Source organism: Rhizobium sp. BR 315 (assembly GCF_050577975.1).
In the GTDB taxonomy this organism is placed as follows: domain Bacteria; phylum Pseudomonadota; class Alphaproteobacteria; order Rhizobiales; family Rhizobiaceae; genus Rhizobium; species Rhizobium miluonense.
In genome coordinates this window covers 1-14,565 of record NZ_JARWKZ010000091.1, presented here as the reverse complement: position 1 = coordinate 14,565, position 14,565 = coordinate 1, and the positions used below count along the sequence as shown (strand labels likewise).

The following is a 14,565-nucleotide window of genomic DNA, read 5'->3' as shown; positions in this document are numbered from 1 at the left end:
GCATGACACCCTACTGACAGCCCTCCGATCCTGTCTGAATTAGATACCCGGAGGCTCCAGCATCGGCATTTCTTGGAGAATTTCCTAATGAATGACGTTATACCTAACAAGGGTGAAACGAACCTCGATATGTTCACGATGGTGGTTCTCCGCCGTCGGATCGAAGCAGTCATTCGCGATATGATCAACACCCTGTTTCGTACCGGCCGTTCCGGCGTACTCAACACCGCGATGGATTTCTCGTGTAGCGTAACCGACAGTGATTTCCAGACCGTAAGCACCGCATTGGGTCTGCCCGTCCACGTTGGTGCGATTGATCTAATCTCAAAAGCGGTCGCGACGAAGTTCGGGAACGACATTCATCCAGGCGATTGTTTCGCTAACAACAGCGGCTACCACGGAAATACTCACTGTGGTGATTTCACGCTGTGCGCCCCTGTGTTTTTCGAGGGCGAGGTAATATTTTACGCCATAGCACGCGCTCACCTTGGGGATATCGGATTTCCAACTCCCACAACCTACGGACCGCTGTCTCGTGATGTTTACGAAGAGGGTTTGAAGTTGCCCTGCGTGCGCATCCAGAGAGACAATCGTGATATTCCCGAAGTTGTGGATATCTGCAAAGCCAACATCCGCGCACCCGAACAGTTTTACGGCGACTATTTGGCCACACTCGCCGCCGTGCGTACCGGTGAGATTGGAATGCAGAATATCTGTGCGCAGTATGGTGTCGGCACCGTGCGCAGTTTCCTCAAGCAATTTCAAATCTACGCCGAGACGATGGCGATCGAAGCGATCCGCAAATTGCCGGCAGGTCGAGTGACCCGAGAAGAGCGTTACGATTCTGAAACCGATCTGCACCCCGACGGCATTCCGGTCCGCGCCACAGTTGAAGTCGATCCCGCAGCGGGGATGATCACCGTGGATCTGACTGACAATGTTGATAATTTGCCGCTCGGAATTAACCTGACTGAAGCAACCATGCGCGCGACGTGCCTGACGGCTGTACTCACCGTGCTGGGCCCAAATGTTCCGCGCAGCACCGGCGCTTATAGCCGTATCCGAATTTTAAGCCGCGAAGGCGCCGCGATAGGGCGGCCAAAATTTCCGGCGGCAACTTCATGCGCGACGACAAATCTGACGCAACTTCTTGGACCACTCGTCCGCTCAGCCTTCGCCGAAATCCAGAAGGGTCTGGGCAGTGCGTGTGGCACTCTAGGCATGCCTGCATCTTGTCCCGTGGTCAGCGGAAGCGACAGCCGCCGCGGCGGTGAAAGTTTCGTTAACCAGATTATCATGGGATACTGGGGCGGACCTGGGCTGCAGGGACATGATGGTTGGTTCACGCACGGCGGCAGCGGCTCAATGGGCCAGTTGCGTCAATCTAGCGTCGAAGTCGTCGAACAGCAGCAGCCCGTGCTCGTTGAACGTTTAGAGATCGGTGTGGACAGCGGCGGCCCTGGGGAGTGGTGTGGCGCTCCTGGCGCAATCTGCGTTTTCCGCAGCCGAACCGACGGGATCCGCTATACCGGCAACGCTGCGGGGCATGATTTCCCGCCCTTCGGCGTCGCTGGCGGCAAACCAGGCGGCGCGAATGACGTCCTCTGGGAAAGCCGTAACGGTGCGCACCACACCCTTCCAAATTCATTTGATGTGGTACTCAACGCCGGGGAGAAACTTATCTCTCGCGCGTCGGGTGGTGGCGGTTACGGCAATCCGCTCGACCGCAAGCCCGACCTTGTAGCCCGTGATGTACAGGAGGGTTGGATAAGTATCGAAAGAGCGCGAAAGGTTTTCGGCGTTGTGCTGCAACGGTCCGGATCCGAGTTCCGCGCCGATCCTGCCGCCACGCAGGTTCTACGTGACCAGATAATCTCCCGGACGCCGATCGTCCTTAAACCCGAGTTCACATCCTGAAAGGTTTGCACGAATGGCATATGAGATTTCCGCCGATGTGGGCGGCACATTCACCGATCTCGTGCTGCGGATCGACGGCAAAGCGGTAGAAATATTCAAAACCTCGACCGTCCCCAGCAATATTTCCAAAGGCATTCTTAACGGCGTGTCAATGATTGCAGAGACTCTCGGATTGACTCAACGCGAGTTCATGAACGATTGCAAGTCATTTGCCTGTGGAACGACTATAGCCACGAATGCAATTCTCGAAGGACGGCAAGCAAAAACCGGATTGATTTGCACAGAAGGATTTCGCGACACGCTTCTTATTCGCGAAGGAGGAAAGCCGGATTCTTACGACTTCTACATGGATTACCCGGCCCCGTACATCCCTCGGCATTTGACAATAGGAGTTCCCGAGCGGATCAATTCGGAGGGTGGCATCGAAAAAGCCCTAGACGAAACAGCTGTCCGCGAAGCACTGTCCCGCTTCCGCGAGGACAAGGTGGAGGCGATTGCCGTCTCATTGATATGGTCGATCGCCAATTCTACACATGAGAGGCGTATCGGTGAACTCATCGTCGAGGAATTACCCGGCATCCCCTTCAGCTTGGGACATCAGGTCAATCCGTCAGTCCGTGAATACCGGCGCACATCGGCGGCGGCGATCGACGCTTCTCTTAAGCCGCTTGTACAGGCCAGGATCACAGAGATCGACACCATGCTGGCTGACGCAGGCTTCAATGGTGTGCTGACCTTCATCACAAGTAGCGGGGGTCGCACCTCACCGACGGAGATCGTGCAACGTCCGATCTCACTATGTCTTTCAGGTCCGTCTGCAGCGCCGCAGGCTGGTTGCCGTCTGGCACGGTCCGAAGGTATCGAGCTAGGCAACATCCTGACCACTGATATGGGCGGCACTAGCTTCGAGGTTAGCGTCAGCGTAGACTGGGACACGCCCATGCACCGCGAGGGGATGATCGGTGACCACATGTTTGGCGTCCCGTCGGTCGAGGTCAAGACCATTGGAGCCGGTGGCGGTTCGATCGCATCGATCGACGCGGGCGGGTTCATCCACGTCGGGCCTGAGAGCGCCGGCGCTATGCCTGGCCCTGCTTGCTACGGACGCGGCGGCAATAAACCGACCGTTACGGATGCCAATGTTGTGAGGGGATTTATATTGCCGCAAACCTTCGCCAACAAGCAGTTCAAACTGGACGTTGAAGCAGCCGAACGTGTTATCCGCGAACAGATTGCGGAACCTTTAGGAATGGAAGTTAGGGAAGCAGCGAACCTGATCTGCTTGGTGGCCGAGCAGAATATGGTTTCCGCGATCGAGGACATTACCATCAAGCGAGGGGTCGACCCGCGCAACTTCACCCTAGTATCGGGGGGTGCCGCAGGGGGGCTCCATGTGGGTGCTATCGCGCGCGAACTTGGAATCCGTCAGGTCCTTATTCCTCGCGCTGCAGGTGTTCTCAGTGCGTATGGCATTATGACAGGCGCGATCAAGATGAGTTTTGCCCATTCGCTGTTCACCCATTCTCAAGATTTCGATCTTGACGGGGTGAATGCACTGCTTGCAAGGCTGCGCATCGAAGGAACTGCGTTTCTCGATCGGATGGACGTTCCCGATGAAGTGCGCGAGTTGAAATTCAGCGTTGAGGCGCGGTACGCCGGCCAAGTTTGGCAAATTACACTCCCTTTCACCGCAGCTTCGTTGGACAAAACCGGTCTTGCGGATCTTGAGGCAAGCTTCCACGCTTTACATGAAGCGTATTATGCCGTGCGCTCGCCAGGCGAAAGGGTTGAATTCACCGAGTGGAACCTTGATGCCATAGGGCCAGTCTCAAGTGAACCGACGGAGGCTGAAACCGACATTTCACCTACCGCCGCCTCGGCTCTCGTTGGGCACTCTCGCAGTGAATTACGTGAATGTGGCGGGCCTGTCGACATCCCCATATATGATGGTGCGCAACTGATGCCTGGAGCCACAATGGTTGGTCCAGCCTTGGTGCAGGAAACAGTGACCGTCAACTACATTCCGCCGGGTGCGACTGGACGCGTCACAGCCCAACGGGGCCTGTTCATAACCATTCCGGTGGAAGAGAGCCGGATCCGTGTCGCCTGATACGTGCTCATCGCGCCGGAAAACAAGGGAACTGGGTCATGCATGTTATCGCCACGACGGCGGGTCTTGTCGGCATCGCCGAAATGAACCGCCCTCCAAACAACTTTTTTGACAAATCGCTAATCCGCTCTCTGGCCGAAGCTTTTGAAGGCTTCGAGGCGCAGGGTATGCGGGCAATACTGCTTTGCTCGCGAGGGAAAAATTTCTGCGCCGGCGCTGACTTTTCCAATCCTGCGAGCGAAACAGTCGGGTCCGTCCACGACGGGATGGACGATCACCTCTATACCTACGCCGCGCAGCTATTTCGTTGCCGCCTTCCTATCGTCGCAGCAGTCCAAGGGGCAGCCGTKGGCGGCGGGCTTGGCGTTGCGATGGTGGCAGATTTCCGCGTTGCCTCGCCTGAAAGCCGGTTTGCTGCCAACTTCACCCGTCTTGGATTTCATCCGGGTTTCGGCCTAAGCGTAAGCCTTCCACGTGTGATCGGCGGGCAGCAAGCAGCAAAACTGTTCTACACCGGTCGTCGCATCACGGGCGACGAGGCTCACCGAATCAATCTTGCCGATGTGCTCGTCCCGGCTGTCGATTTGCGCAATGCCGCAATCGAACTTGCCCAGGAAATTGCTGCATCAGCACCGATTGCGGTTCAATCCGTTCGCGCGACCCTGCGCGGGTCCCTTGCGGCGGATATTGTCGCCGCTACCCGTCATGAGCTTGCCCAGCAAGAAATACAGTTCCAGACCGAGGACTTTGCGGAGGGAATCGAAGCTATGGCCGCCCGCCGCCTGCCCCAATTTGTTGGACGGTGACTCAACTGATGAGGAGCGTTGGATGAAAAGATATACTACCTCGCACTGGGGCACATATGAGATACACCAGCCGAACGACGGGTTGCCGGAATTAGTGCCGCACACGGAGGATCCGGATCCTTCTCAGATCGGACTTCACCAGATTGCGGCTGGTCAAACCGCCTGCCGTGTGCTGCGTCCCGCAGTTCGAGAGAGTTGGCTGCGCGAAGGCCCCGGTGTGGCTCCGCCCATACGTGGAGACGAGCCGTTCATCGAAGTGTCTTGGGACACAGCACTAGACCTTGTCGCGCGCGACCTCGATCGGGTGCGCGGTCGGTTCGGTAACAGTGCTATCTTTGGCGGTTCTTATGGCTGGTCGAGCGCCGGCAGGTTTCATCACGCGCAAAGCCAAATCCATCGCTTTCTCAATAGCATCGGCGGCTATGTGCGGCACCGAGATTCATATTCGATAGCCGCGGCACAGGTGATTATGGGTCATATTGTGGCGCCTATGTCCGAGCTTGAATTTACTCACACCTCCTGGCCGGTGATGCAGGCACACACGGAACTCTTCGTTGCGTTTGGTGGTATTCCGGTCAAAAATACACAAGTCAGCGCTGGCGGTCCGGTTCGACATCGTGTGGTCGACGGGCTCAAAGGTCTGGCTCGGGCAGGATGCCGTTTCATCAACATCAGCCCGGTGCGCGACAATCTCGTAATCGAAGAGGCTGACATCGAATGGATTCCGATCCGCCCGAACACAGATGTCGCTTTGATGCTGGCTGTCGCCTATGTCCTGGAAAGCGAGGGACTTGCGGACACTGCTTTTCTCAACAGCCACGCTGTCGGCTACGAGATCGTGCGCTCTTATCTTCTGGGTCATGCCGATGGCACGGCAAAGACACCCGACTGGGCCAGCAACATCTGCGGCGTTCCCGCCGCACGCATCCACCAGCTTGCTCACGAGATCCATATGCAACGCACCATGATGAACGCCGCCTGGTCGCTGCAAAGGGCGCGGTTCGGAGAACAGCCCTTTTGGGGACTGGTGCTGATTGCCGCGATGCTGGGCCAGATCGGTCTTCCCGGCGGCGGCTTCGGAGTGGGCTATGGCATGACGAACAGCATTGGCAGCCCCGATCGTAAGATGCGTGGACCGACGTTGTCTCAAGGATATAACGCAGTCACGGACTTTATTCCTGTTGCTCGCGTAGCTGACATGTTGTTGAACCCAGGTGCTTCGTTCACCTACAATGGGGAAACACGCAACTATCCAGACATTCGACTGGTTTACTGGGCGGGAGGTAACCCATTTCATCACCATCAGGATCTGAACCGCTTGCGAAAAGCTTGGCAGAAACCTGAGACAATCGTGGTGCATGAACAGTTCTGGACGGCCACCGCCAAACACGCGGACATCGTTCTGCCGGCCACCACGAGTCTGGAGCGTGACGACCTCGCTTTCGCTAACCGCGAAGGATATCTGGTTGCGATGCGCCGCGTCTTGGCGGCTCCTGGATCAGCACGAGACGACTATGCCATCTTCACCGCCTTGGCCGAGCGATTGCACGCTGCGCCTGCCTTCACCGAAGGGCGCAGCGTGGAGGAATGGTTGCGGGTGTTGTATGAAGGAACCCGCGCGGACTGGTCCGAAACCGGCGTCACAATTCCGCCGTTCGACGCCTTCTGGCAAGACGGCCTGATCGCTCTACCGTCACCGGAGACCCAAACCTCCATGCTTGATGCCTTTCGCCACGATCCGGTAGCGCATCCTCTGAATACACCGTCCGGGCGGATCGAACTGTTTTCCAAAACGATTGCGGGGTTCGGACTGGAAGACTGCCCTGGTCACGTCTATTGGCAGGAACCTCCAGAATGGCTGGGCGGGGTCGTCGCGAAGGACCATCCTTTGCACCTCCTCAGCGATCAGCCGACCCGCCGGCTACACAGCCAGTACGATCATTCCTCGTGGAGCCGCGACGGCAAGATAGCGCAACGCGAGCCCGTCTATATTCATCCAGACGACGCGGTCGCGCGCGGCATAAGTCAGGGCGACGTCGTGATGCTATACAACAGTCGCGGAAAATGTCTTGCCGGCGCGTGCGTTTCGGATGCGGTGATGCCAGGTGTCCTGCGTCTTGCGACCGGCGCTTGGTATGACCGCCGGCCAGGCGATGATCTAGAGAAGCATGGAAATCCCAATGTGCTGACATTGGACATCGGTTGCTCGGGCCTGTCGCAGGGTTGCTCGGCACAGACGTGTCTGGTGCAGCTCTCCGGTCCGATTGAAGACCCGCCGCCCGTCACAGCTTTTGATCCGCCCCGTTTTGTCAGCGCCTGACAAAACGAGAACCGTATCCCGCGGGGACCGCAACAGAAGCCAATCAAGGATATCACCATGACCGAGCGCAAATATACGGACGTTCAACTCTTCATCGGCGGCGTCTGGCGCGGCGGATCCGCGGGCCAGACCTCAAACATCATCAACCCCGCCACCGGCGAAGTGATTGGCCAATTGCCTCATGCCACGATTGCGGATTTAGACGCCGCGCTCGCCTCAACCGCCAAGGGGTTTGAAATTTGGCGTAACACCAGTCCCACCAAACGCGGTGTTATTTTGCAAAAGGCCGCAGACTTGGTTCGTGAGCGAGCCCTCCGTATCGCCGAGATACTTACCATGGAGCAAGGCAAGTCCTATGCCGAAGCCAAGGGAGAGGTACTCAAAGCGGCCGACATGATCGAATGGGGCGCGCAGGAAGGGCGGCGCACCTATGGCAAGACCGTGCCGTCCGGTCCCGAGATGCGGCTGTACACTTTGCAGGAGCCGGTCGGCCCCGTTGCTGCCTTTGCGCCCTGGAATTTCCCGGCCATCTCTCCCACCCGCAAGTTGGCTGGATCGTTGGCGGCGGGTTGTTCCTGCGTGCTTAAGGCCGCGGAAGATGTGCCTGGCACAGCTGTAGAAATCGTCCGAGCGTTTGTCGCGGCGGGAGTGCCAGACGGTGTGATCAATCTGGTCTTTGGTGATCCTGCGCAGATCTCAAATCACCTGCTGACCTCGTCAATAATACGCAAGCTTACCTTCACCGGATCGGTTCCCGTCGGCAAGCATCTAGCCGCGATGGCGGCGCAGAACATGAAGCTCTCAACGATGGAGCTAGGCGGTCATTCTCCCGTCATCGTTTTCGATGATGTCGATGTGCAAATGGTCGCCACCATGTCTGCGCAGGGGAAGTTCCGCAACGCCGGACAAGTGTGCACTTCACCCACGCGTTTTGTTGTCCAAGACACAATCTATGAAGCCTTCCTCTCCCGCTTTGTAGAGGTGGCATCAAACATAAAAGTTGGCGATGGTTTTGAGCCCGACGTCGAGATGGGCCCCTTGATCAACGAGAAGCGTATGATCACGATGGAGAATCTGGTCGGCGACGCTGTTGAGCAGGGCGCCCGCCTGCTGACCGGCGGCTCGAGGCTCCTGAACCGGGGGTCGTTCTTTGCGCCCACCGTGTTGGCGGATGTGCCCTTGTCAGCGAGGATCATGAACGAGGAACCTTTTGGACCCGTCGCCCTGATCAACCGGTTCGACGAGATGAGCGATGCCATAACTGAGGCTAACCGCCTGCCGTATGGTCTTGCCGCTTATGGCTTTACCCAGTCTATGACGCGTGCTGCAGAGGTGTCGCGCCGCGTGGAAGCTGGTATGGTTGCCATCAACGGCTTGACGGTATCCTTCCCTGAAACGCCCTTCGGCGGCATCAAGGATAGCGGTTACGGCCGCGAGGGTGGAAGTGAAGGTATCGAATCTTATACTACGAAGCGGCTGGTCATCGAACAATCATTGTAAACTCGCGCCGGCTATTATCCACAGACATAGGCCAGTTATGACCCTCATCATCGAAAACCACGGCAAGACGACTCAAATCTCGTTTAATCGGCCAGACCGCCTGAACGCCATTGACAGTGCGACCGCATTCGAGGTGCAGGAGGCATTTCAGGATTTCGAGGCGTCAGACCAACGCGTCGTTGTTCTTACCGGCGTGGGCGAAACGTTTTGCTCGGGAGCTGACGTGAAAGATTTGCCGGAACTGTGGCGTTGCATTCCGGGTATCGGCTTCCAGTTGTCGAAACCACTGATCCTCGCGCCCTCAGGTTGGTGCGTCGGCGGGGCGATGGTCATGGCGATGAAATCGGATCTGCTTATAGCCTCCGACACGACTAAGTTTTTCTACCCCGAGGCATATCGCGGATTTACCGGAGGGATGATTGCGGGCCTTGCCGCGCGCATCCCGCACAAGATCGCGATGGAGGTAATGTTCATGGGCGAAAGCCTTACAGCACAGCGTGCTTACGAAGTCGGTTTTGTGAATCGGGTGACACCGAACGGCGAGCACGTCAATCTTGCGCTGGAATGGGCCGACAGGATCGGCTCTGCCGCGCCGATGGTACTGGAGTTATTCAAATCCTTCGTCAACACGTCAATCCTGCCCGAAGGACCATCGGAAAAGGCGGCCAGCGTTAATCGGGACATTGCGAGGATCAAATCAAGCCGTGACCGGGACGAAGGCCTGCTCGCACTCAGGCAGAAGCGCAGTCCCGTTTTCGAGGGCCGTTGACATCAACCTGCTCGGAGTTCCCGGGCGAGGACACCTATATGAACCGCGGACTGGCGCATTTTGATTTGCTAACTGCACGTCTTTTCGTCGCAGTTATCGACCATCAGAGCATTGCTCAAGCCGCCCGCCACAATGGCATAGCAGCCTCGGCACTCAGCAAGCGGATCAAGCTTCTAGAGCTTGAGATTGGCTCAGCGCTTCTAAATCGCCATCGACGGGGCGTAGAGGTGACAGATGTGGGCATGATAGTGCTGCGCCACTCACGTGCCATGCTGCACGAAGCTCGCCAGCTTGAGGCGGGTCTCGATGCCACACGAAAGGGTCTGCGCGGCCGCGTCGTTCTTAGCGCAAATGAAACAGCCCTGATGGAATTCGTTCCCCGCATTCTGCCTCGGTTTGTCGAAGCGCATCCGGGTGTGCAAATCGTGCTCGAAGAACGGGCCAACGCTGCCGTGGTGCGGGCGGTCTGGCAGAACGCCGCGGACATCGGCATCTATGTCGGAGATGTGCCGCCGGTGGAGGTCTGGCACCGGCCTATCTTTCGCGACACGCTGGTCCTGGTGGTCCATCCTGACCATCCGTTAGCCGGCCATGCCTCGGTCTCTATGGAACACATCCTGAAATTCGAGGTCGTCGGACAGGCAACGGAAGGCACGCTTATGCCGCTACTAACCCGAGCGGCGGCGGCGCTAAACCAATACCTCAAGGTGAAACTCTATGCCGACGGTTATGACACGGTCTGCTTGATCGTAAGCCATGGGCTGGCTATTGGAGTCGTATCGGCAAGCTCGGCCTTATTGTTCGCCGAACGCCTAGGCCTTGTCACCGTGCATATCAGCGATAGCTGGGCCCAACGTGAACATCATGTCTGCGTCCGTGTGCTCAAGGATCTAGCCCCGACGCAACGGGCCGTTCTCGACCACCTGATCGACGCCAGCGATCTCGCAGCACTCTGAGGCGGCCCGCCCCCCATTCCAAGCCTCTCAGTCACCCATCGCCGCCGGATATGGCAGATTTCCTGATTGCGGCTACAGAAACGTCATCCGCGACTGTAAGCTGATGGTTAGAGATTCTTGGCTGTAACGCGGAGTTTGCGCTTTGGAAAGAAATAACATGAGCCTCCACGATCGCGATATCGCATCCGTCGTCCATCCTCAGACCAACCTGCAAACGCACCTTCGGACTGGTCCGAATATCATCACCCATGGCGAAGGGGTCTATGTCTTCGACGACGCCGGCAGGCGCTTTCTCGACAGCGGCGCTGCGCTCTGGTGCTCGTCCCTGGGCTTCAAGAATGAGCGCGTTGCAAGAGTCGCCTATGAAGCCCTGCAACAGATGCCCTACTTTCAGTTGTTCAGGGGGTATTCGCACGGCCCAGCCATCGAGCTGTCAGAAAAGCTACTTCAATTGGCACCCGTGCCGATGTCAAAGGTTTTGCTGCAATGCTCCGGGTCCGAGGCCAATGATAGCGCGGTCAAGATGGCCTGGTACTATTGGAACGGTGTGGGCAAGCCTGAAAAACGCAAAATCATTTCCCGCATGGGCAGTTACCACGGCTCGACGTGCGTTGCGATCTCGATGACTGGCAATGCCGCGTATCACCGCAGCTTCGGATTGCCGTTCGAAGGGTTCATCCATACCGAAGGGTTGAACTACTATCGGAACGCTAGTCCGGGCGAAACCGAGGAACAATTTTCCCAGCGCCTAGCCGACTCTTTGGAGGCGACGATCCTAAAAGAAGGGCCGGAAACCATCGCTGCCTTCTTTGCCGACCCCGTTCAAGGCAACGCGGGCGCTTTGCCGCCGCCGCTTGGATACTTTAAGAAGATCCAAGCCGTCCTGCGTAAGTATGACATTCTTTTTGTCGCAGACGAAGTGATCTGCGGCTTCGGCCGAACCGGAAAGATGTGGGGCTCTGAAACCTGTGGCCTTTCTCCGGACATGATCACCTGTGCCAAGGGTCTGTCTGCGGCAATGCTGCCAATCTCGGCTCTGCTGWTTAATCAGCGCGTGTTCGACGTCATGACGAGCGAGAGTGATCGCATCGGCAGTTTCGTGCACGGATTCACATATGCCGGACACCCTGTTGCCTCAGCTGTGGCGTTGGAAGTCCTCAGAATTTACGAGGAGATCGATATCGTTGCGCGCGTCAAATCGCTAGAACCGCGCTTTCTTGAAATGATGGACTCACTCACTGATCACCCGCTTGTAGGCTCTGCTTCGGGCGTCGGATTGCTGGGTGGGATCGAGATTGTTGCCGACAAGGAAACACGCAAGAGCTTCGCGCCGCAGGTCGGCATAAACAAACTGATCGACAAGCACGCGGAGGCAAACGGTATCATTTTGCGCACGACGCCGGCAAACCGAATCGCCTATTCGCCTGCCCTGATCATCAGCGAAGATGAGATCGCTGAAATGGGCCGGCTCACCCGCATCGTGCTGGATGGCGCCATGAATGATTACCACAAAGCCAAAGCTGCAGCTTAGCCCCGTGATGGAGCTGTTAAGCCGTAAAACAGCTCCTTCGCCAACCGTTCAAATAACTGAGGTTCCGATGAATAAGCAGTTGCACCGTCCAGATACGATAAGCCCGGATGAATGGGATATCCGCTGCGACCTGGCCGCCCTATACCGGCTTGTCGCGCATTACCGCTGGACCGACTTAATTTACACGCATATCTCGGCCCGGGCGCCTGGGACTGACCATCACTTTCTTATCAACGACTATCGGCGCATGTTCCACGAAATGCGCGCTTCAGATTTGGTCAAGATCGACTTGAATGGCAAGAAAGTGGACAATGCTGCATCGGATCAGGTGGTTAACGAGGCCGGATTCGTTATACATTCGGCCTTGCACGCTGTCCGCGATGACTTGGTCTGCATTGTGCACACCCATACCAAAGCCGGGATAGCTGTCTCAGCGCAACGGGATGGGCTGCTGCCGATAAGTCAGCACGCGCTGAAGTTCTATGGCCATCTTGCCTATCACAAATACGAGGGCATCGCGCTGGACGTGGCAGAGCGTGATCGTCTGGTCAGTGATCTCGGCCCCAACCACCGGGCAATGATCTTGCGCAATCACGGACTGTTGGTTGGTGGTCGATCGATCCCAGAGGCGTTTGACCATATCTATTTCCTCGAACGCGCCTGCGAGGCCCAGATCGCCGCGCAATCCGGCGGGGCCGAGCTCGTGATCTGCCCTGACGAGGAAATCCGGGAACATACAGCCAAACAGTTCCGACATGACGAAATGGTGCCTTGGTATAACATGGCCTGGACCGCTGCGCTTCGCCAAATCGATCCGGATGCAAGTGATGTCTGGACCTGATTGATTAGCGCTCAGGGCGTCCCGCCCGTAAGAAGCCGGCTAGGGCGGTCAATTTTCAGATCGGTGTAGACCTTCCATCCCTTGCATGATCGCGCTCCATGATGTCACGCACGCGAACACTTAGCGTTCCGGTACGTGGCGACGCTTCGCGCCAGTCAAGTTCCATCGTCCATTCTTGCGAATTTGTTGGCTCGGCCGGATATGCCGTCGGTAACCGCTCGATCAACGTCCGCCACGCTCATATGTGGGATTCCGACGTGAAGCCGGCCGTTTTCTTCTGAATATCCCCCTGGGCTAAGAACTTTGGAATCAAGCCTCCCGGTAACCGAGGAGATTTTGATGCCGGCAAACAGAAGATTGACCATTATAGGACAGATGTTCCGGCTTGACGGAGGCGGGGCCAGCAGTGGCGAGATCGAAATGATCCTCGAGATTGTCCGCGGCACCACGCAGGACAACCTCAAGCCGGGCGCGACGGTGTGGTTAAGTTGGTCCCTCTCGCATAACTTAACGGACGATGCCCTGAAGGGTCGGCTTTTCAATTGCCGGGCCAAGCAGGGCAGGCGGCGGCGGCCGGAGCCAAACTGGGCCTAGGTTTTCTATCGAGTTTTTAAGAAGTTAGGCGTGACGCTGCTCACCCTTCAGGAAGAAAATCACAGCATTCATGCCGATGGCTACGACTATAGCCGTTTCTGCAAACTGTTTTGCGAATTGTAACGCGTCGTTTACCGGCAATGCGGGAGGCCCATGCCGCCGGCGACAGGCTGTGCGTTGGTCAAGAAGCTGCCAGCCGTCGGTAGCAAGACGGGCAAGATCCGCGAGGGGGAGCTGTTCCGTCGCGAGCTCCGTGCGTTAACCTAAACCTTCGCCGAGGAGACCTAGACGAGACCCTGTCGCCTTTGAGGTCACACCACTTGATGGCCCTGCATCACACAAACTTATTTGCCGAACGGATAGAGGTGCTGCCATGATATCGAAAGCGAGGAGAAGGTTGCGCTTCAAAGACAGCCAATCTGTCCTTTTCGCGAGTTACGCAGTTTTCCAAACTACGGGATAACGTCACTCGACGCCTTCGCAAACGGTCCCAGAAGTCGCCAATATCCTCCGCAATAAGCCTTTTGCGAACACAATATCCGCAATCAAAAAGGGGAACATTATGGATATTACTAGACGAGTTTATCTTGCCGGCAGTCTTGCGCTCGGATTTACAGCCTATGCTGGACTCGGCCACGCGCAGGATCGTAGGGCGACATTGCGCCATGTGATGGGAGGCGGGGTGAATTCTCTCGATTCAAGCCTTCTAGGGGCTTCGCGCGAGAGCTATTGCGTGACCATGAGCGTATATGACAGGCTGATCAGCTTTGGCCGCAAGATGGTTGATGGTCAATGGACATTCGACCAGAGCGTTATCGTTCCTGAGCTCGCAGAACGCGTGGAGAAGAGCGCCGACGGGTTGAAGCTCACGTTCCATCTGAGGCCCGACGCGGCTTGGCACGACGGTTCGCCTGTGACCGCCGAGGATGTCAAATGGTCACTTGATCGGATGGTTTCGGCTAAAACTAATGCGCCAGCCCAGCTCCAAAGTGGCAGTATGACGAAGACGGATCAGTTCGTCATTGCCGGACCTCACATAGTCGAAATCAATCTGCCTGACGCTAACCGTCTGGCGCTTCCGAACCTCGGTCTGCCGTTCTGCGCGATCTTCAATTCCAAGCTGGCGAAGCAGCACGCAACAGCGGAAGACCCGTGGGCGCTGGAATGGTTGAAAAACAACACCGCAGGATCGGGCGCTTATATGATAGAATCATATAAGCC

General features: G+C 56.9%; 11 protein-coding genes. All 11 read left to right on the top strand.

Annotated elements, in window-relative coordinates; translation table 11 throughout:
• Positions 1-87: 87 nt before the first annotated feature.
• A complete protein-coding gene (locus tag QD409_RS34120) occupies positions 88-1,917 on the top strand; it encodes a hydantoinase B/oxoprolinase family protein (RefSeq protein ID WP_430764914.1) in 1,830 nt (609 codons plus the stop codon).
• 13 nt (positions 1,918-1,930) lie between these two features.
• Complete coding sequence (locus QD409_RS34115) at positions 1,931-4,027, top strand: hydantoinase/oxoprolinase family protein (RefSeq protein ID WP_430764913.1); 2,097 nt, start codon at positions 1,931-1,933, stop codon at positions 4,025-4,027.
• 38 nt (positions 4,028-4,065) lie between these two features.
• Positions 4,066-4,833, top strand: coding sequence for an enoyl-CoA hydratase/isomerase family protein (locus QD409_RS34110; protein ID WP_430764912.1), 768 nt, complete (start codon positions 4,066-4,068; stop codon positions 4,831-4,833).
• A gap of 22 nt (positions 4,834-4,855) precedes the next feature.
• Positions 4,856-7,153 carry a molybdopterin-dependent oxidoreductase gene (locus tag QD409_RS34105; protein WP_430764911.1) on the top strand — a complete coding sequence of 766 codons (2,298 nt, stop codon included), beginning with the start codon at positions 4,856-4,858 and terminating at the stop codon, positions 7,151-7,153.
• A gap of 57 nt (positions 7,154-7,210) precedes the next feature.
• On the top strand, positions 7,211-8,653 hold the full coding sequence (locus QD409_RS34100) for an NAD-dependent succinate-semialdehyde dehydrogenase (RefSeq protein WP_430764910.1): 1,443 nt from the start codon (positions 7,211-7,213) through the stop codon (positions 8,651-8,653).
• A gap of 37 nt (positions 8,654-8,690) precedes the next feature.
• Positions 8,691-9,422, top strand: a complete 732-nt coding sequence (locus QD409_RS34095) for an enoyl-CoA hydratase-related protein (RefSeq protein WP_430764909.1) — start codon at positions 8,691-8,693, stop codon at positions 9,420-9,422.
• Positions 9,423-9,460: 38 nt separating this feature from the next.
• Positions 9,461-10,378, top strand: coding sequence for a LysR substrate-binding domain-containing protein (locus QD409_RS34090; protein WP_430764908.1), 918 nt, complete (start codon positions 9,461-9,463; stop codon positions 10,376-10,378).
• A gap of 157 nt (positions 10,379-10,535) precedes the next feature.
• Positions 10,536-11,909: an aminotransferase gene (locus tag QD409_RS34085; protein WP_430764907.1), complete on the top strand. Its 1,374-nt coding sequence runs from the start codon at positions 10,536-10,538 to the stop codon at positions 11,907-11,909.
• Positions 11,878-12,750, top strand: coding sequence for a class II aldolase/adducin family protein (locus tag QD409_RS34080; protein ID WP_430764906.1), 873 nt, complete (start codon positions 11,878-11,880; stop codon positions 12,748-12,750). Before QD409_RS34085 ends, QD409_RS34080 begins: the two co-directional genes overlap by 32 nt.
• A gap of 339 nt (positions 12,751-13,089) precedes the next feature.
• On the top strand, positions 13,090-13,344 hold the full coding sequence (locus tag QD409_RS34075) for a hypothetical protein (protein WP_430764905.1): 255 nt from the start codon (positions 13,090-13,092) through the stop codon (positions 13,342-13,344).
• Positions 13,345-13,906: 562 nt separating this feature from the next.
• Positions 13,907-14,565, top strand: a 659-nt coding sequence (locus tag QD409_RS34070; protein WP_430764904.1) for an ABC transporter substrate-binding protein, incomplete at its 3' end; no start/stop codon positions are given.